This window comes from Flagellimonas sp. MMG031, from assembly GCF_040112705.1.
Classification (GTDB): Bacteria; Bacteroidota; Bacteroidia; order Flavobacteriales; family Flavobacteriaceae; genus Flagellimonas.
This window is the reverse complement of record NZ_CP157804.1, coordinates 416,049-434,814: the sequence shown is the minus strand read 5'-3', so window position 1 is coordinate 434,814 and position 18,766 is coordinate 416,049. Positions and strand designations below refer to the sequence as shown.

The 18,766-nt window shown below is 43.9% G+C and carries 14 protein-coding genes; 12 read left to right on the top strand and 2 right to left on the bottom strand.

Annotation, left to right across the window (positions count from 1 at the left end):
- The first annotated feature begins 12 nt into the window (after positions 1–12).
- From ABNE31_RS01865 to ABNE31_RS01850, 4 genes are all read left to right on the top strand, one after another.
- Positions 13–1,167 (top strand): cystathionine gamma-synthase, encoded by a 1,155-nt coding sequence (locus tag ABNE31_RS01865; protein ID WP_349352151.1) that lies wholly within the window; start codon positions 13–15, stop codon positions 1,165–1,167.
- Positions 1,168–1,296: 129 nt separating this feature from the next.
- On the top strand, positions 1,297–2,652 hold the full coding sequence (gdhA, locus tag ABNE31_RS01860; RefSeq protein ID WP_293280804.1) for an NADP-specific glutamate dehydrogenase: 1,356 nt from the start codon (positions 1,297–1,299) through the stop codon (positions 2,650–2,652).
- An 89-nt stretch (positions 2,653–2,741) separates the two neighbouring features.
- Positions 2,742–3,461, top strand: coding sequence for a DNA repair protein RecO (gene recO, locus ABNE31_RS01855; protein ID WP_349352150.1), 720 nt, complete (start codon positions 2,742–2,744; stop codon positions 3,459–3,461).
- Between the two features lie 2 nt (positions 3,462–3,463).
- Positions 3,464–5,884, top strand: coding sequence for a TonB-dependent receptor (locus tag ABNE31_RS01850; protein WP_349352149.1), 2,421 nt, complete (start codon positions 3,464–3,466; stop codon positions 5,882–5,884).
- Positions 5,885–5,935: 51 nt separating this feature from the next.
- Here ABNE31_RS01850 and ABNE31_RS01845 read toward each other — a convergent pair whose 3' ends face one another.
- The gene (locus tag ABNE31_RS01845) at positions 5,936–6,250 is read right to left on the bottom strand and encodes a hypothetical protein (protein ID WP_179383070.1); all 315 of its coding nucleotides are present in this window, start codon (positions 6,248–6,250) and stop codon (positions 5,936–5,938) included.
- 180 nt (positions 6,251–6,430) lie between these two features.
- Between ABNE31_RS01845 and ileS the strand changes: the two genes are divergently transcribed.
- From ileS to ABNE31_RS01825, 4 genes are all read left to right on the top strand, one after another.
- Positions 6,431–9,832, top strand: a complete 3,402-nt coding sequence (gene ileS / locus ABNE31_RS01840) for an isoleucine--tRNA ligase (RefSeq protein WP_349352148.1) — start codon at positions 6,431–6,433, stop codon at positions 9,830–9,832.
- Positions 9,833–9,836: 4 nt separating this feature from the next.
- Positions 9,837–10,220 carry a TraR/DksA C4-type zinc finger protein gene (locus tag ABNE31_RS01835; RefSeq protein WP_179383068.1) on the top strand — a complete coding sequence of 128 codons (384 nt, stop codon included), beginning with the start codon at positions 9,837–9,839 and terminating at the stop codon, positions 10,218–10,220.
- 87 nt (positions 10,221–10,307) lie between these two features.
- Complete coding sequence (locus tag ABNE31_RS01830; RefSeq protein ID WP_349352147.1) at positions 10,308–10,868, top strand: hypothetical protein; 561 nt, start codon at positions 10,308–10,310, stop codon at positions 10,866–10,868.
- Positions 10,869–10,902: 34 nt separating this feature from the next.
- Positions 10,903–11,556, top strand: a complete 654-nt coding sequence (locus ABNE31_RS01825; RefSeq protein WP_179383066.1) for a lipoprotein signal peptidase — start codon at positions 10,903–10,905, stop codon at positions 11,554–11,556.
- Here ABNE31_RS01825 and ABNE31_RS01820 read toward each other — a convergent pair.
- A complete protein-coding gene (locus ABNE31_RS01820) occupies positions 11,544–12,107 on the bottom strand; it encodes a 5-formyltetrahydrofolate cyclo-ligase (RefSeq protein WP_349352146.1) in 564 nt (187 codons plus the stop codon). The two genes, ABNE31_RS01825 and ABNE31_RS01820, sit on opposite strands and share 13 nt — an antisense overlap.
- A gap of 484 nt (positions 12,108–12,591) precedes the next feature.
- On the opposite strand from ABNE31_RS01820, the gene uvrC reads away from it, so the two are divergent.
- The 4 genes from uvrC to ABNE31_RS01800 all read left to right on the top strand — a co-directional run bounded on the left by uvrC (position 12,592) and on the right by ABNE31_RS01800 (position 18,766).
- Positions 12,592–14,385, top strand: a complete 1,794-nt coding sequence (uvrC, locus tag ABNE31_RS01815; protein ID WP_293280789.1) for an excinuclease ABC subunit UvrC — start codon at positions 12,592–12,594, stop codon at positions 14,383–14,385.
- Between the two features lie 3 nt (positions 14,386–14,388).
- Positions 14,389–16,659, top strand: coding sequence for a patatin-like phospholipase family protein (locus tag ABNE31_RS01810; protein ID WP_349352145.1), 2,271 nt, complete (start codon positions 14,389–14,391; stop codon positions 16,657–16,659).
- 326 nt (positions 16,660–16,985) lie between these two features.
- Positions 16,986–17,780 (top strand): DUF3108 domain-containing protein, encoded by a 795-nt coding sequence (locus tag ABNE31_RS01805; RefSeq protein ID WP_349352144.1) that lies wholly within the window; start codon positions 16,986–16,988, stop codon positions 17,778–17,780.
- A gap of 11 nt (positions 17,781–17,791) precedes the next feature.
- Positions 17,792–18,766 (top strand): tryptophan 2,3-dioxygenase family protein, encoded by a 975-nt coding sequence (locus tag ABNE31_RS01800; protein ID WP_349352143.1) that lies wholly within the window; start codon positions 17,792–17,794, stop codon positions 18,764–18,766.

The window sequence follows — 18,766 nt, the reverse complement described above, 5'->3', positions numbered from 1 at the left end:
GATAGTTGCAACATGGGCATAAAAGAATTAAAGTTCAATAGCAAGGCCATTCACGGTGGGCAGCAACCAGATGCTGCGTATGGTGCTGTGATGCCGCCGATTTATCAAACGTCCACCTATGCACAACCCACACCAGGAGGTCATAAAGGATACGAATATTCAAGAGGGGCCAACCCAACACGAACTGCTCTGGAGAATGCAGTGGCGAGCCTGGAAAACGGTAAGTTTGGAATGGCTTTTGGAAGTGGAATGGCGGCCATTGACGCGGTGATGAAGCTTTTGGAGCCCGGCGATGAGGTGATTTGTACCAGCGACCTTTATGGGGGCAGTTATCGCTTGTTCAAGGGAATCTATGAGAAATTTGGCATCAAATTTTGGTTTTCGGACATGGTTGACATGGATGAATTGTCCTCGCACATCAATGCCAAAACCAAGTTGATTTGGGTAGAAACCCCCACCAATCCACTGATGAATATTGTGGATATCAAGGAGGTTTCGGAAATCACCAAGGCCAACAAGCTGCTCTTGGCGGTAGATAACACCTTTGCTACACCTTACCTGCAACGTCCTTTGGAGCTTGGAGCTGATATAGTGATGCATTCCGCCACCAAATATTTGGCAGGCCATAGCGATGTGGTGGTCGGGGCACTGGTAGTCAATGAGAAAACCTTGGCGGACCGACTCTATTTTGTTCAAAAATCAAGTGGTGCCATTTGTGGGCCCATGGATAGTTTCTTGACCTTACGGGGGATCAAAACGCTGCATGTGCGCATGCAACGACATTGCGAAAACGGGGAATTGGTGGCCCATTATTTGGAGAATCATCCTAAAATCGATACCGTATACTGGCCAGGCTTTGAACATCACCCGCAGCATAAAGTGGCCAAAGCGCAAATGTCCGGTTTTGGGGGCATGATTTCCTTTGTGCCCAAAGGAGGAAAATATGAGGATGCTATACAAATTGTAGAAAAACTTAGAATATTCACCTTGGCCGAATCGTTGGGCGGTGTGGAAAGTTTGGTGGGGCATCCTGCAAGCATGTCGCACGGAAGCATTCCAAAGGAAGAGCGTGAAAAAAAGGGTGTTGTGGATGCGCTCATCAGGTTGAGCGTGGGCATTGAAGATGTAGAAGATTTGATTGCGGATCTAGAGCAAGCCTTGAAATAATATTTTTTGAAAAATTTATAAAAAATAAATATTCAAATTATTGAAATACCATAATTTTGCCTTCAAATTCATAAATCTATAAAATAGTGCTTTTCGTTTAGCGGAAAGACAACTAATCCTAGCCTTTATATGGAAGAAAAAATAGAAGATAAAGTAAAAGTGTTTATGGATGAGGTGATTTCCAGAAATGGACATGAGCCCGAATTCATCCAAGCCGTGCAAGAGGTAGCTGAAACTGTGATACCTTATATTGTTCAGCACGACATTTATCATGGTAAAAACATTCTGTTGAGAATGGTGGAGCCAGAGCGATTGATTTCGTTCCGTGTGGCTTGGGTCGATGATAACGGAGAAATCCACGTCAACCGTGGCTACCGTATTCAAATGAACTCAGCCATCGGACCGTACAAAGGAGGTCTGCGCTTTCACCCTACCGTAAATGCCAGCGTGCTTAAGTTCCTGGCTTTTGAGCAGGTGTTCAAAAATAGTTTGACCACTCTTCCCATGGGAGGTGGTAAAGGAGGTTCCGATTTTGACCCAAAAGGTAAATCCGACGATGAGATCATGCGTTTTTGCCATGCGTTTATGACCGAGCTGTGCCGACACATTGGTCCTAACACGGATATTCCCGCAGGAGATATCGGTGTAGGTGCCCGTGAAATTGGTTTCCTTTTTGGGATGTACAAGAAAATACGAAATGAATTCACCGGGGTATTGACCGGTAAAGGTCTTTCTTGGGGAGGTTCGTTGATTCGTCCCGAGGCAACAGGTTACGGAACCGTATACTTTGCCGACAGCATGCTAAAAACCAAGAACGAAACCTTTGAAGGCAAGAAAGTTGTGATTTCAGGTTCTGGTAACGTGGCCCAATATGCTGCAGAAAAAGTATTGCATTTGGGAGGAACTGTCCTAACGCTTTCCGATTCTGGAGGTTACATTTACGACAAGGACGGTATCAACGAGGAAAAATTGGCTTTTGTGATGGACCTGAAGAACAACAAACGAGGTAGAATCTCCGAGTATGTTGATAAATATCCATCCGCAGAATTCCACAAAGGAGAAACGCCTTGGAAAGTAGCCTGCGATATCGCATTGCCATGTGCTACCCAAAATGAACTGAACGGAGACGACGCCAAAACTTTAATCAAAAATGGATGTATCGCGGTGGCCGAAGGAGCCAACATGCCTTCGACCCCAGAAGCGATACATGCGTTCCACGATGCGGAGATTTTGTTCGCGCCTGGTAAAGCATCCAACGCGGGTGGTGTGGCCACTTCTGGATTGGAGATGAGCCAGAACTCGTTGCGTATCAGCTGGACCAGGGAAGAGGTGGACAAGCGATTGAAAGGAATCATGTCCGACATTCATGATGCCTGTGTACAATACGGACAAGAGGAAAATGGATACTGTAATTACGTAAAAGGAGCGAACATTGCCGGCTTTGTAAAAGTGGCCGATGCCATGTTGGCCCAAGGCGTGATCTAAATATAAACCATCGCGAATGGTTTTTGGTTGGCAGTTACCGGAAGGAGTGGTTACATTTACACTTCTGGTAACTGCTTTTTTATTGGTCCATGCAAATCACAACCAAAGCCATTGTGCTATCTACACTAAAATATGGGGACACCAGTCTCATTGTTCGTGCATTCACACAATCGGACGGTGTAAAGTCGTATTTGCTCAAAGGGGTGCTAGCCTCCAAAAAAGCAAAGATTCGAGCGGCTTATTTTATGCCTTTGACACAACTGGAAATTGTGGCCAACCACAGGAACAAAGGCAGCTTGGAAAGTTTGCGCGATGTTAAGGTTTCGGTGCCCTATCGCACTATGCATACCGATGTGGTGAAAAACAGTGTGGTGCTTTTTTTGGCGGAAATGCTCGGTAATAGCATTCAGGAACAGGAGCAGGACGAAGGTCTTTTCAATTATTTGGAATACGCCTTGCAATGGATGGACGTTCATCAGCTCTCGCCCAACTTTCATATTCTCTTTTTGCTGAATCTTACCAAATATTTGGGTTTTTATCCGGATACCTCAGACCAAAACTCGCCTTTTTTCGACCTTTTGGAGGGTAGCTTCTGCGAAACCCCTTCACTTAACCCCTTGATTCAGAATGAAAATCTGGAGCATTTCAAGAAGTTTTTGGGCACGAATTTTGATACATTACAAAGAATACAACTAACTAAGTCAAACAGGCGGGAACTCTTGAAAACAATGATCCAATATTACCGATTGCACGTGCATGGATTCCGCGAACCAAAGTCCCTCGCCGTATTAAATGCCGTTTTTTCGTAAAAATGCCACACCTAAAATCAACCTTTACCCTAGTTCTTTTCTTGTTCGCTCATATTTTTTATGCCCAAGACGTAACTGTGTTGGATGCCGATAATGGTGTTCCTGTGGACAATATTGCCATTTTCAATAAAGATCAGAGCAAATCGACTATAACCGATGTAGATGGAAAAGCCAACCTTGCCATTTTTGATTTGGATGAAAAGATTACCTTCAAGCATATCAGCTATCAGACGTACACTTCAACAAAGGCCCAAATAGAACGTCGTGGTTACCGTGTTTACCTGAACTTAAAGACGGAGGAACTTCAAGAAGTGGTCATGTCCGTTTCCAAATGGGAACAGCAGAAAAAGGATATTCCCCAAAAGGTAGAGACCATCGATGCGCGTAACATTGCTTTTGGAACGCCTCAAACTTCAGCGGACCTCTTACAAAATAGCGGAAAAATCTTTGTACAAAAGAGCCAATTGGGTGGAGGTAGCCCTATGATTCGGGGTTTTGCCACCAACCGTATTTTGCTTTCGGTAGATGGGGTTCGCATGAACAATGCCATTTTTAGGGGAGGGAATCTTCAAAATGTGATATCCATCGACCCTTTCACCATCAAAAAAACGGAGGTGACCTTTGGTCCCGGTTCCGTGATCTATGGTAGCGATGCCATTGGTGGCGTCATGAATTTTTATACCCAACAACCCCGTTTTTCCTTTACGGATAGTTTGGCTCTTTCAGGAAATATCGATTACCGCTATTCATCAGCCAATAACGAAAACACGGCGCATGTGGATTTTAATCTGGGCAAGGAAAAATGGGCTTCCTATACCAGTTTTACCTATAATAGTTTTGACGATTTAAAGATGGGCGAACATGGTCCCGATTCTTATTTGCGTCCCAATTATGTGGTACGACAGAATGGAACCGATGTGCTGGTGGCCAATGAGGACCCCAAAAAGCAGGTCAGTTCCGGCTATGATCAGGTCAATTTCCTTCAAAAGTTTACCTACAAGCCCAATAGCACTTGGAACTATGATTTGGGATTGTACTATTCCGAAACCTCTGATTATGATAGATATGACAGGTTGATTCGGCCAAGTAGGGATGGAGAGGGCCTTCGCTCGGCCGAGTGGTATTATGGTCCCCAAAAATGGTTCATGGGAAATTTTCAGGTAACCCGAAAAGGAAAGAACAAGTTTTACGATGGGGTCAAACTAACCACCGCCTATCAGTTTTTTGAGGAGAGCCGAAATGATAGGGGTTTTCAAGATCCAGAACTTTACTCAACAAAGGAAAAAGTGGATGCCTTGTCCGTTAACTTGGATTTTGAAAACAAAAAAATTGGTGCCCTCAATTTATATTATGGCGCCGAATACGTATTCAATAAGGTCAACTCCGTAGGAAGCGTTAGAAACATAGAAACCAACGAAGTACAGGAAACAGCATCCAGATATCCAGATGGGTCCACTTGGCAGACCTTGGCCGGTTACGTGAATGGAGAATACCGCCTAAAGCCCAATCTTTCCCTCTTATCCGGGATACGCTATAGTCAGGTTTGGGTCGATGCCACTTTCGATACCACATTTTACCCATTTCCTTTTGACAAGGCGGATATTGTTACCGGTGCCTTAACTGGAAGTTTGGGTATGAGTTGGTTCCCGCGTGAAGATTTACAAGTAACTTTAAATGGATCTACCGGATTTAGGGCCCCGAATATTGACGATATTGGAAAAATCTTCGATTCCGAGCCGGGTTCCGTGGTAGTCCCCAATCCCGATTTGGAGCCAGAATATGCCTATAATGGGGAACTGGGACTCCGAAAAAACTTTAATAATATTTTGGTTTTGAAAGGCGCAGCCTATTATACCTATTTGGTGGATGCCTTGGTACGAAGGGATTTTTCCTTTGGCGGTCAAACCGAAATCGAATACAACGGCGAACCAAGCAATGTGCAGGCCATCCAAAATGCAGCCAAGGCCTATGTATATGGTTTTGAATTTGGATTGGAAGCCTTTTTCAATGAACACTTCTCGTTGGTTTCAAACCTTACTTTGACGGAAGGCGTGGAAGAGGATGACGACGGTACCGACAGCCCATCGCGACATGCCGCCCCTACCTTTGGGGACGTCCATTTAATTTGGGAAAACCAAAAATTGAAAGCCGATGTGTTTGTCAATTACAATGGAGAAATCAGCAATGATGATTTGGCCCTGTCTGAACAGAGCAAAACCTTTATTTACGCAAGTGATGCCAACGGAAACCCTTATTCACCATCTTGGTATACCCTTAATTTTAGATCGCAATATCAGATTACCAATGCCTTGAAAGCTTCCGTAAGTTTGGAAAACATGACCAACCAGCGATACCGGACCTATTCGTCTGGCATCGTTGCACCGGGAACCAACCTGATCTTGGGATTGGGTTACGTTTTCTGAAAAAATAAAGGCTCGGAAACCCCGAGCCTTCTTTCTTGAATTTTCTAAAAACTAGATGCTATCAATAGCCTTTTTGGCTGCTTCTTTCATTTCTTCGCCGGCTTTTTCGGCGGCATCCATGGTTTCTTCACCGGCCTTTTTTAGGCTGTCCAAGGCCTTTTCGCCCATTTCCTTGGCGTCTTCACCAGCTTTCTTCATGGCATCAGAAGTTTCTTTGGCAGCTTTTTCCAGGTCTTCACCTGCCTCTTCCAAGCTTTTGGCGGCTTCCTCTGAGGCCTTTTCAGCCTTGTCTTTGGTATCCTTACAAGACGTCATCACCGACATCGATACGGTTAATGCCATGGCGGCAATCAATACTTTTTTCATGTTACTAATGGTTATGTGTTAATAGAAAGGGAATATAAACAAATTAATGTAAAGCGGTGATTTGGTGCATATCATATTTAGGTTAAGGGAATTATGTGAATTCTAATGCCAAAAGGCAGGGCTTAATTCCACTTAAATTTATAATTTTGCAAACTTGAATTCTAGTAGAAGAAGCAGTTTATGAAGTTTGCGGAATATAAGGGATTGGATTTGCCAAAAGTATCGAAGGATATCCTTGACTTTTGGAAGGACAAAAAGATTTTTGAGAAGAGCGTTTCCACTAGGGAAGGCAAGGAGAGCTATGTGTTCTTTGAAGGGCCTCCATCCGCAAACGGGATGCCAGGTATCCACCATGTGATGGCACGCACCATTAAGGATATCTTTCCACGCTACAAGACCATGAAAGGGTTTCAGGTGAAGCGAAAGGCTGGTTGGGATACCCATGGCCTGCCTGTGGAAATCGGTGTGGAAAAAGAACTTGGCATTACCAAAGAAGATATCGGCACCAAAATATCCGTAGAGGACTATAATGCTGCTTGTAAAAAAGCGGTGATGCGCTACACGGATGTTTGGAACGAAATGACCGAAAAAGTGGGCTATTGGGTAGATATGGATGATCCCTATATCACTTACAAGTCCAAATACATGGAATCGGTATGGTGGTTGCTCAAACAGATATACGATAAAGGACTCATCTACAAGGGTTATACCATTCAGCCCTACTCGCCCAAGGCGGGTACAGGTTTGAGTTCCCATGAGCTGAACCAGCCCGGTACCTATCAGGATGTGACAGATACCACGGTGACCGCACAGTTTAAGGCCAAAACCGATTCTTTGCCCGATTTCTTGAAAAAGGTTGAGGGACATATTTACTTATTGGCCTGGACAACCACTCCTTGGACACTTCCATCGAACACCGCATTGACCGTAGGTCCGAAGATTGAGTATGTGTTGGTACGGTCGTACAACCAATATACATTTGAGCCGATCAATGTAGTGCTGGCCAAAAACTTGGTGAATCATAACTTTTCCGGAAAGTTTACCCAAGTGGAAACAGAAGAGGAGTTGAAATCGTTCCAAGAAAGCGACAAAAAGATTCCTTATTTGGTCGGTGAAGCTTTTGTCGGGAAAGACTTGGTAGGTATCCAGTACGAACAGTTGATTGACTACGTGCAGCCCTACCAAAACCCAGAAAACGCATTCAGGGTAATTTCCGGTGATTTCGTAACCACGGAAGACGGTACGGGAATTGTGCATACCGCTCCCACCTTTGGTGCAGATGATGCCTTGGTGGCAAAACAGGCCACGCCAGAGGTTCCTCCTATGTTGGTCTTGGACGAAAACGGTAACCCCGTTCCGTTGGTGGACCTTCAAGGGAAGTTTAGACCGGAACTTCGGGAATTTGGAGGCAAGTACGTTAAGAACGAATACTATGATGAGGGCGAAGCTCCCGAAAAGTCGGTCGATGTTGAGATTGCCATCAAACTAAAAACAGAAAACAAAGCCTTTAAGGTCGAGAAATACGTGCACAGCTATCCCAATTGCTGGCGTACGGACAAACCGATATTGTACTATCCCTTGAACTCATGGTTTATTAAGGTAACCGATGTCAAGGACCGCATGTTCGAACTGAACCAATCCATCAACTGGAAGCCAAAATCCACAGGTGAGGGCCGTTTTGGCAATTGGTTGGCCAATGCCAACGATTGGAACCTTTCCCGCTCCAGATATTGGGGTATTCCATTGCCGATCTGGAGAACAGAGGATGGCAAGGAGGAATTGATTGTTGGTTCCGTCGAAGAGTTGAAGTCAGAAATGGCCAAAGCAGTTGAGGCGGGAGTAATGGACAAGGATGTGTTCGAGGATTTTGTGGTAGGTGATATGAGCGAGGAAAACTACGATAAGATCGACCTGCACAAGAATATTGTGGACGGTATCACGCTGGTTTCCCCGTCTGGGCAGCCCATGAAGCGGGAAGCCGACCTTATCGATGTATGGTTTGATAGTGGTTCCATGCCCTACGCACAATGGCACTATCCTTTCGAAAATAGGGAGCTTATTGATGATGGAGTAGCTTTCCCGGCCAATTTTATCGCCGAGGGAGTGGACCAGACCCGCGGATGGTTCTATACCCTACACGCCATAGCCACTATGGTTTTTGATAGTATCGCCTATAAGAATGTGGTTTCCAACGGACTTGTGTTGGACAAGGAAGGCAAAAAGATGTCCAAACGTTTGGGCAATGCGGTAGACCCTTTCGAGGTATTGCCAGAGCATGGACCCGACGCCACACGTTGGTACATGATTTCCAATGCCAACCCTTGGGACAACCTAAAATTTGATATCGAAGGCGTAGTGGAGGTGAAGCGAAAGTTCTTCGGAACCCTTTACAACACCTACTCCTTTATGGCGCTATATGCCAATATTGATGAATTTGATTATTCCGAGCCCGATGTTCCATTAACCGAAAGACCAGAGATCGATCAGTGGATTTTGTCCGAGCTCCATACCTTGATCAAAAATGTGGACGAGGCTTACGGGGATTACGAAGCTACCCGTGCCGCCAGAATGATTTCCGATTATGTTCAGGAAAACCTGAGCAACTGGTATGTTCGATTGAGCAGAAGGCGTTTCTGGAAGGGGGATTATCAAACCGATAAGATATCAGCCTATCAAACGCTTTACACCTGTTTGACCACCGTTGCAAAGCTATCTGCTCCTATTGCTCCTTTCTTCATGGACCAATTGTACCGCGATTTGGATGCAACCACCCAAAAAGAAGGTTTTGAGAGTGTGCATTTGGCCGAATTCCCAGTTTTTGATGCCAAAATGGTGAACAAGGATTTGGAGCGCAAGATGCAATTGGCGCAGAAAATATCTTCCTTGGTGCTTTCTATCCGTCAAAAGGAAAAGATAAAGGTGCGTCAACCGCTTCAAAAAATTATGATTCCTGTGCTTGATGAAGAGCAAAGAAGGGATATCGAAGCTGTTTCCAATTTGGTAAAATCCGAAGTGAACGTGAAGGAGATAGCGATGTTGGACGATGCTTCGGGAGTGCTGGTAAAGCAAATTAAACCCAACTTTAAGGTATTGGGCCCGAAATTTGGTAAGGACATGAAAGCGATTGCAGCCCAAGTATCCGCCTTGGGCCAAGAGGATATCCAAAAAATGGAGCGCGAGGGAGAATTAATGCTACAGTTGGAAAATAAAACCGTTAATTTACAGTTAACCGATGTAGAGATCAGTTCCCAGGACATTGAAGGATGGTTGGTGGCCAGCTCAGGCCCTTTGACCGTAGCCTTGGATGTGACGATTGATGAAACCCTTAAAAAAGAAGGGATTGCCAGGGAATTGGTCAACCGTATCCAAAATTTGAGAAAGGAATCAGGTTTTGAAGTAACCGATAAGATTGACATTAAAATATTGAAAGACGGCCTAGTGGAAAATGCGGTTTCCAGTAATGTGGACTACATCAAAACGGAAACCCTGACCGCCGAGCTCAACTTTGAGGAAAAACTTGAAGAAGGTGTAGCAATCGCCTTTGATGAGGTGAACACAAAATTGTTTATTCAAAAACATTAAGAAAATGGCAGAAGAAGCAAAAGTTAGATACTCCGACAAGGACCTTGCCGAGTTCAGGGTCTTGATCGAGGAAAAAATGGAGAAGGCCAAAAAGCATTTGGAGCTTTTGAAAAGTTCTTACATGAACGATGGCAACAACGGTACCGACGATACCTCACCTACCTTTAAGGCTTTTGAGGAAGGCTCCGAAACCATGAGCAAGGAAGCGAATACCCAATTGGCCATTCGCCAGGAAAAGTTTATCCGGGACCTTAAGAATGCCTTGTTGCGTATTGAGAACAAGACGTATGGTATTTGCCGAGTTACCGGAAAGCTCATCAACAAGGAGCGTTTGAAGCTTGTACCGCATGCTACATTGAGCATCGAGGCGAAGAACATGCAGAAATAATCCAAACGCCTTCGGGCGTTTTTCTTTATGAGGGCGTTGTTGTTTTTGATGGTTTTTTTTACGCTCGTGACAGTTCACGCGCAAAAATTGGTAAGGAAAGCCTTTATCGGTCCCCGAACGGAGACCATTCAAATTGATGCCCAATACTGTTACCGAATCGACCTGAAAACCACCGATTCAGATGAGGTCCAGGTTTATGCAAGCATGGAAGGCGAGTATGCCAAAGACTTGCTTATTTCCATTGAACAAAGTGGCACCACTGCCATGATCAGTGCCGATTTTCAGCCCCTTTTTATTAACCCCAATGACAAACTGAGCGCGCACAAAGTGGTTTCCATTGCCTTGGAAGTGACCGTGCCAGCGTATAAAAGCGTTGATGTATTCGGGACCAATACCAATTTGTACGCCTCTGGAGCATACCGCGAACTTAACGTTGCCCTTTCGGATGGGCGCTGCACCTTGGAAAACATTTCCGAATCCGTTCAAGTGACCATACAAAAAGGGGATATTGTGCTTTCGACTGCGAGCGGGAATATTGTCGCGGAGAGTGTATATGGCAATCTAAGCAAGGAGTCGATTCCCTCAGGGGATAATCAATTTGTGCTGAAGACCATAGAAGGCGACATCATCCTCAAGAAAACAAAATAATATCCATATTTTTGCAATCCTTTTTAGTACAAGCATGAACCTGAAAAAGTCCCTTCTCATAATCTTTCTGATCCTTTTGGTGGACCAGATCAGTAAAATCTACATTAAGACCAGTTTTATTCTGGGCGAAGCCCATGAAGTGTTCAGTTGGTTCAAAATACTGTTTATTGAGAACGAAGGGGCAGCTTGGGGCACCAAATTGAGCGATCTATTACCTATTTCCGAAAGGGCGGGAAAATTGGTTTTGACCATATTCCGAATTTTTGCGGTTTTTGGCATCGGTTATTGGTTGTGGGATATCATTAAAAAGCAATCACCGCGTACTTTAATTTTGGCGGTATCCTTGATTTTTGCCGGAGCCGTTGGAAATATTATAGACTCGGTATTCTACGGAATTATTTTTGACCACAGCAACGGTCAAGTAGCGACCTTATTTGCAGAGGAACCCTACGGAAGCCTATTCCATGGCAAAGTGGTGGATATGCTTTACTTTCCGTTGGTAGATACCACCTGGCCGGATTGGGTGCCTTCGTTGGGTGGAAGGAGTTTCCGCTTTTTCGAACCTGTTTTCAATATCGCGGACACGGCGATTAGCACAGGGGTGGGTATTTTGATTGTGTTCAACAAAAAGGCATTTCCGAAGCAGGAAGAAGAAAAAAAAGAGGATTCTGGTAATCAGAATGTGTAAATCCGTTCAGGGGTTACGCAATAATCCAATTTCACGTCATTTTCATGCAGGTCCGTAATGGGCTCCTGTTCCGCTTCGAAGAGTGAAAGCCCTATTTTAATGGTTTCCTTGCGGCATTTCCTTAAAAACCCATCATAAAAACCAGCACCGTATCCCACACGGTTGCCCAAAGTGTCAAAAGCCATGAGCGGCACAAAAACCACATCAATCTTGTTTTCCGGCACCTCGATACCTTCCACAGGCTCAGGAACGCCCCAAGCACTATTCTTTAGGGTAGTAGTATCGGTGAGCAAATAATTGGTCATGGCGGTCTTGCTCGCGACCTTAGGGACCACGATATTTTTATCTTTTCCTTGTAATAATGTAATAAGGGGCAAGGTGTCTACCTCCTTCTTTTCTTCGATACTCAGAAATATATGGAAATAAAAAAAATCCCAAATTGGGATTTGAAGGATATAATTGGTCAAAACCAAACTTAAATCGGAAGATTGCTCCGTTGAAAGTTCTGTTCTGAGGCGATTGTATTTTTTTCTAAGTTCACTTTTCAACATCTAAATGATGCAGAATTTTGGGGTTCTTTAAGGGGAACGAAATTACTACTCTCCTTTTGTTGCCACGGAGAAGAAGATTTTGAAGAAAAGCATCAAAATCAAGTACATTCCCAAAACGATGATATAGTTTTCCATAGGATTGTATTTATATGGTTAAATGTAAGTAAAACAAATGGAAAGTTTACCATGAAATGCAGATTTTATCGATGAAATGCATAATTTTTAGCAACAGTTTAACAAATTCTACCCACTACTTAACATACAATTATAGATTTCCCATAGTTTTTTTAGGGGAAAACCCCAGTTTTGCTTTTGATGAATTTTCTTGGTAATGTGTTGGTTTCGTGGAGATTTGAGTCATCCATGAGATCGGAAGGAACAAATATGGACTCAAAAGAGGAATTGATCAAGTTTAACAATAATCACCACAATTAAAATATAACTTTGTTGTAAAGTCAAAAAAAGTTCATTTTACGGAACTCCTATGTCCAAATCGGTATCCTTACAAGTTCAATTAAGTGCCCTTCCCGATAATCCTGGCGTTTATCAATTTTATGATGCCGACGGGAAGATTTTGTATGTGGGCAAGGCCAAGAATTTGAAGAAAAGAGTGTCATCGTACTTCAACAAAAAACAGGAGTACGGCAAAACCCGGGTGCTCGTCAAGAAAATCCGATCCATAAAACATATTGTGGTGCCCACCGAGTCCGATGCCTTGTTGTTGGAAAACAACTTGATCAAAAAACTGCTGCCGCGGTACAATGTACTCCTCAAGGACGATAAGTCCTACCCCTGGATATGTATTAAAAACGAGCGGTTCCCCAGGGTGTTTTCCACGCGGAAGCTCATAAAGGATGGCTCAGAGTATTACGGTCCCTACACTAGTATGAAGACGGTCCGTACACTGTTGGATTTGGTAAAAAGCCTTTACCCTCTCCGTACCTGCAATTATGATCTTTCGGAGGAAAAGATAGATGCGGGAAAATATAAGGTTTGTTTGGACTATCACTTGGGAAATTGCGCAGGACCCTGCGAAGGTCTGCAGAGTGAGAAAGACTATCACGATCAAATCGAGGCGATTAGGCAGATCATAAAAGGAAACTTCAAGAGCTCTATTCAAGCGTTTAAACAGCAGATGAAGCTGTACGCCGAGGAGATGGAATTTGAAAAAGCGCAACGGGTCAAGGATAAAATCGATGTGCTGGAGAACTATCAAGCCAAATCCACCGTGGTCAACCCGAAGATCAACAATGTGGATGTGTTCTCCATTATTTCGGACAAGACCCATGCCTACATCAACTTTTTACAGATTTCGCATGGAGCTATTGTTCGATCGCACACCTTGGAAATCAAAAAGAAACTGGAAGAAACGGACGAAGAGTTGCTCCAATTGGCAATTACGGAAATCCGGCAGCGGTTCAAATCGCAATCCAAAGAGGTCTACCTCCCATTTGCTGTTACCGTAGAGGAAGATCTGAAGATCACGCTCCCAAAGTTGGGCGATAAACGCCGCATTCTGGACCTATCAGAGCGTAATGCCAGATACTACAGGCAGGATAGACTAAAACAAATCAAGATTACCGATCCGGACAGGCATACCAATCGGATCATGCAGCAGATGAAGGCGGATTTACGGTTGTCCGAAGAACCTCGTCACATCGAATGCTTTGACAACTCCAATATACAGGGAAGCAACCCGGTAGCGGCCTGCGTAGTTTTTAAGGATGGCAAACCTTCGAAAAAGGATTATCGCCACTTCAATATCAAAAGCGTGGAAGGGCCGGACGATTTTGCCAGTATGGAAGAAGTGGTCTTCCGAAGGTACAAGCGATTGCTCAATGAGGAAGAACCCCTGCCGCAACTGATCGTGATTGATGGGGGCAAAGGGCAATTATCATCTGCCTTAAAAAGCTTGGAAGTATTAGGCTTAAGGGGGAAAATAGCCATTATCGGGATTGCGAAGCGACTGGAAGAAATTTATTTTCCGGACGACCCGGTTCCCTTGTATTTGGACAAAAGGTCGGAATCCCTCAAAATAATCCAACAGCTCCGAAACGAAGCGCACCGATTTGGGATAACCCATCACCGGAACAAACGAAGCAAGGGTGCCATCAGCTCCGAATTGGTCAATATTGAAGGAATTGGCGAAAAAACGGCCGAGCAGTTGCTCAAGAGCTTTAAATCGGTCAAACGAATCAAGGAGGCAAGCATTGAAAAATTGACGGAAAGCGTTGGGGCATCCAAGGCAAAGAAAATCTATAAAACTTTTCACACCTAAATTATGCGGAACAAGGCCATCTATCTATCTATATGTTTTGCCTTGCTCGGCTGGGCAGGTTGGGCACAGGACATCTCGGAAAGCAAACCGCCCAAGGTGGGCCTTGTTTTGAGCGGTGGAGGCGCCAAGGGCCTCGCACACATCGGAGTTTTAAAGGTGATCGAGGAGGCTGGAATCAAGGTGGACTACATTGGCGGCACCAGTATGGGCGCTATTGTCGGGGCATTGTATGCCTCTGGGTATTCCGCAGCCCAATTGGATTCCATTTTTAGGAGCACCGATTTTACCGATTTGATCCAGGACAATGTGCCCCGTAGCGCAAAGACCTTTTACGAGAAGGAGGATTCCGAGCGGTATGCTCTTTCGCTGCCTTTTGAGAATTTTAAGGTATCCTTTCCGCAGGCCATTTCTGGTGGGCAGAACATTTATAATCTGTTGGTCCAATTGCTTTACCATGTGAAGGATGTGGAGGATTTCAAAAAACTGCCCATCCCATTTGTGTGCATTGCGACCAATGTTGAGACCGGCGAAGAGATAGTGTTGGACAACGGCTATCTTCCCGAAGCCATTGTGGCCAGTGGAACCTTTCCTTCCCTTTTTGAGCCTGCGGAAATCGAAGGGCAAATATTGATCGATGGCGGGGTGGTGAACAATTATCCCATAGGTCAGGTTCGGGAAATGGGAGCGGATTTGATCATTGGGGTGGATGTGCAACATGATTTGGTAACCAGGGAATCACTTTCCTCTGCCACCGAAATCTTGCTGCAGATCAATAATTACCGCACGGTGAACGATATGAAAAAGAAATCGAAGGAAACGGATGTGTACATTCGGCCGGAAATTGACGAATTTTCGGTAATCGATTTCGAAAAAGGCGGTCAAATCGTCAAAAACGGAGAAGCAGCTGCCAGAAAAAGAATGGATGAACTCCTTCAAATTGCCCAGAGCCAAAAGGGTACGCCCCCTCACAGAAAAAGGATCCAACTGGTGGATAGCTTAACGATCAACCGTATGATCATTGAAGGAAACGAACAATATACCCGTGGCTACATCAAGGGAAAACTACGCTTCAATCTGGCGGAAAAAATTTCATTCGATGACCTTCGACAAGGTATCAACAATCTTTCGGCCACCGGAAATTTTATGGCCATTCGGTATGATCTTATTTCCAACGGACTGGGTACGGACTTGATTTTGAAACTAAAGGAGGACCCCACCAAAATGTTCATCAAAATGTCGGCACACTATGATGATCTATACAAAAGTGCCGCTTTGATCAACCTCACCAAAAAGAACTTTTTAATGAAGGACGATGTAGCCTCTTTCGATTTTATTTTGGGGGATCATATTCGGTACAACATGCAATATTATTTGGACAAGGGGTACTATTGGAGCTTTGGGGTCAATTCCACGTTAACGGATTTTGACACGGAAACCGATTTTTCGTTGATACAGGGAAATTTTGATGTGCTCAATGACCCCAGCATCCAACGGATAAATCTGGATGTTACCGACCTTACCAACCAAGTATACCTTCAAACGTTTATAAAGGAAGAGTTTGCCTTTACCATTGGTGCGGAACACAAGTTTTTGAACTATAGCACAAGAACGTTGGGACAGTTGGAAGAGAATGCAGAGTTGGAAGTCGCCACATCCGGAAATCAAAGAACCAATTTTGAAAACTCCAACTATTTTAGCGCCTACTCCCAAATAAAACTGGATACCTACGATGATAAATATTTTCCGACGAAGGGACTACTATTTGATGGGGATTTTCATTTTTATGCGTTTTCTTCTGATTACAACGATAACTTCTCCGAATTTGCCGTGGCCAAGGGAAAGTTTGGGGGTGTGTTCTCTCCAGCTCACAATTTGAGCGTTACTTTGGAAGCAGACACAGGGTTTAAGCTAGGAACATCCCAAGTGGCTTCCTTTGATTTTGTATTGGGAGGTTATGGAAACGATTTTGTGAACAATTTTATACCATTCTTTGGGTACGATTTTCTGAGTTTGCCCGGAAATAGCTATATCAAGGGATTAGGACGGTTGGATTACCGTTTTGCGCCCAAGCACCATGCCTTGTTTACGGCAAATTATGCCAACGTAGCTGATGATCTTTTCCGGACAGGGGACTGGTTTGAAGAGCCCAGTTTTTCCGGCTATGGCATTGGTTACGGATTTGAATCCTTTTTGGGTCCTATCCAAGTGTTTTACTCGTGGTCTCCCGAAATTGATTCGAGCAATGTTTTCTTTAGTGTGGGTTATTGGTTTTAGTGAAAATCATGTGATCGAACAGGTTGGTTTTCTTAATAATTTGTCAAAAAAATAACCAAAACCAATCAATATCTTAGGGGTTTAGTTAAAGTCCGTTAAAATCACTTTTTTCTGAAAAAGCTTGCCGTATCTTTGACCCACATAAGGGGTGGTTCCCTTATAACTTTAAGTATTGGTTTTTCATAATTTAAAGTTTGGTTGGTTATTTAGGAAAAGCCCAGTCTTGTGACTGGGCTTTTTTTTGTTTATACTATTTTGGAATAAGTTTTGTTTAAGTATATGTGAACAGCGTAGCCCCCTAACGTGATTTTACTAATTTTATGACCATGAAATTGCATTTGAAAAAGACAATAATCGCCTTACTCCTGCTTGTAATGGCCCTTCCGGTGATGGGGCAGAGTTCGCAGCCAGCCTTTAAACCAGGGGAGTGGTTGAAATTTAGGATACACTATGGTATTCTAAATGCAAGTTACGCGACCATGCACCTTACCACCGAACAGCTAAACGGGGTTCCGGTGTACCATGTGGTGGGCAGGGGAAAGACCACGGGCTTCGCTAGCATTTTTTTTAAGGTGGACGATACCTACGAAAGCTATTTTGGAATGGACAATGGCAAGCCGTACAAGTTCATCCGAAAAATCGATGAGGGCGGGTACACCAAGGACATCGAAATAGAATTTGATTACGAAAAGGACAAGGCACTTCTGATTGACAACAAAAATGGTACACAGCAGGATTTTAAAATCCACGACCAAATTCAGGATTTGATTTCCGCTTCTTATTATCTGCGGAGTAACTATAATCTGGAAGAATTTAAGGTTGGCCAATCCATTAATTTGGATATGCTCTTTGACGACGATGGTGTTTTTAAGTTCCAATTAAAATATTTGGGAAAAGATATCATCCGTACCAAGTTTGGCAAGGTGGAATGTCTTAAATTTAGGCCGCTGGTTCAATCCGGTCGTGTTTTTAAGGAAAAGGAGAGTCTTACCCTTTGGGTTTCCAATGATTGGAATAAATTACCCATCAGAATAAAGGCCGATTTGGCCGTTGGTTCCTTAAAGGCCGATTTGGATGGTTATAATGGACTCAAGAACCAGTTTAAAATAATAATGGATTAGTTCGGTGTTTCATGGACAAGGATGCAAAAATCGCTTCCCAGATCAATAAGTTAGAAGAGAAGTACAAAAATTCAGGTCAGGACCTGAGTTCCTATCTGGATGGTCTGTTGTACGAAAGATATCTAACCTACTGGGATTATATCCATTTGGATACCCTGCTCAGCCTTCAGGTGCCACGAACGCATTTCCCCGATGAAGAAATCTTCATCATGTACCATCAGATTACCGAATTGTACTTTAAGCTCATCTTGCACGAAGAAAAACAGATTGTCGAGGATAAATCCCAGGATGTAGCTTTTTTCATAGAAAAGGTCCGAAGAATCAATAGTTATTTCAAGGCGTTGATTTCTTCGTTCAGTATTATGATCAAGGGAATGGAGCGCGAGCAGTTCCTTCGTTACCGGATGGCATTGCTTCCGGCGAGTGGCTTTCAGTCGGCTCAGTATCGCATGATCGAATTCTATGCCACACCCTTACAGCATATGGTACATCCTTCCGAACGGGAATCATTTTCATCGGAAAACAGCATCGAAGAGCTTTTTGAGCATGTGTATTGGAAAAAGGGTGCCACGGATCTGGAAACAGGCGAAAAGACCTTGACCTTGAAACAATTTGAGGTACGGTACACCCCACGGTTGTTGCGAATAGCCAATCAGGTGAAGGATAGCACCGTATACGATAAGTATTTACAGCTTCCGGATGCATCCCGATGCAATGAAGAGCTGATTTCGGCGTTAAAACAATTAGATCTGAATGCCAATGTAAATTGGCCATTGATGCACATGGGTTCGGCCCATCGATATTTGGCAAGGGAAGACAAGGATGTAGAGGCGACCGGGGGCACCAATTGGAAGGACTATTTGCCGCCCAGTTTCCAGAAAATAATTTTTTTCCCAACTTTGCATTCCACAGAAGAGTTGGATACTTGGGGAAAACAATGGGTGGACCACGTGTTTAACCCGGCAAAAAGAGAATACAAGGAATAG

Bases quoted from the DNA above. Each gene is read 5' to 3' on its own strand.
- ABNE31_RS01865 (WP_349352151.1), top strand. From the start codon at position 13: ATGGGCATAAAAGAATTAAAGTTCAATAGCAAGGCCATTCACGGTGGG.
- gdhA (WP_293280804.1), top strand. From the start codon at position 1,297: ATGGAAGAAAAAATAGAAGATAAAGTAAAAGTGTTTATGGATGAGGTG.
- recO (WP_349352150.1), top strand. From the start codon at position 2,742: ATGCAAATCACAACCAAAGCCATTGTGCTATCTACACTAAAATATGGG.
- ABNE31_RS01850 (WP_349352149.1), top strand. From the start codon at position 3,464: ATGCCACACCTAAAATCAACCTTTACCCTAGTTCTTTTCTTGTTCGCT.
- ABNE31_RS01845 (WP_179383070.1), bottom strand. From the start codon at position 6,250: ATGAAAAAAGTATTGATTGCCGCCATGGCATTAACCGTATCGATGTCG.
- ileS (WP_349352148.1), top strand. From the start codon at position 6,431: ATGAAGTTTGCGGAATATAAGGGATTGGATTTGCCAAAAGTATCGAAG.
- ABNE31_RS01835 (WP_179383068.1), top strand. From the start codon at position 9,837: ATGGCAGAAGAAGCAAAAGTTAGATACTCCGACAAGGACCTTGCCGAG.
- ABNE31_RS01825 (WP_179383066.1), top strand. From the start codon at position 10,903: ATGAACCTGAAAAAGTCCCTTCTCATAATCTTTCTGATCCTTTTGGTG.
- ABNE31_RS01820 (WP_349352146.1), bottom strand. From the start codon at position 12,107: ATGTTGAAAAGTGAACTTAGAAAAAAATACAATCGCCTCAGAACAGAA.
- uvrC (WP_293280789.1), top strand. From the start codon at position 12,592: ATGTCCAAATCGGTATCCTTACAAGTTCAATTAAGTGCCCTTCCCGAT.
- ABNE31_RS01810 (WP_349352145.1), top strand. From the start codon at position 14,389: ATGCGGAACAAGGCCATCTATCTATCTATATGTTTTGCCTTGCTCGGC.
- ABNE31_RS01805 (WP_349352144.1), top strand. From the start codon at position 16,986: ATGAAATTGCATTTGAAAAAGACAATAATCGCCTTACTCCTGCTTGTA.
- ABNE31_RS01800 (WP_349352143.1), top strand. From the start codon at position 17,792: ATGGACAAGGATGCAAAAATCGCTTCCCAGATCAATAAGTTAGAAGAG.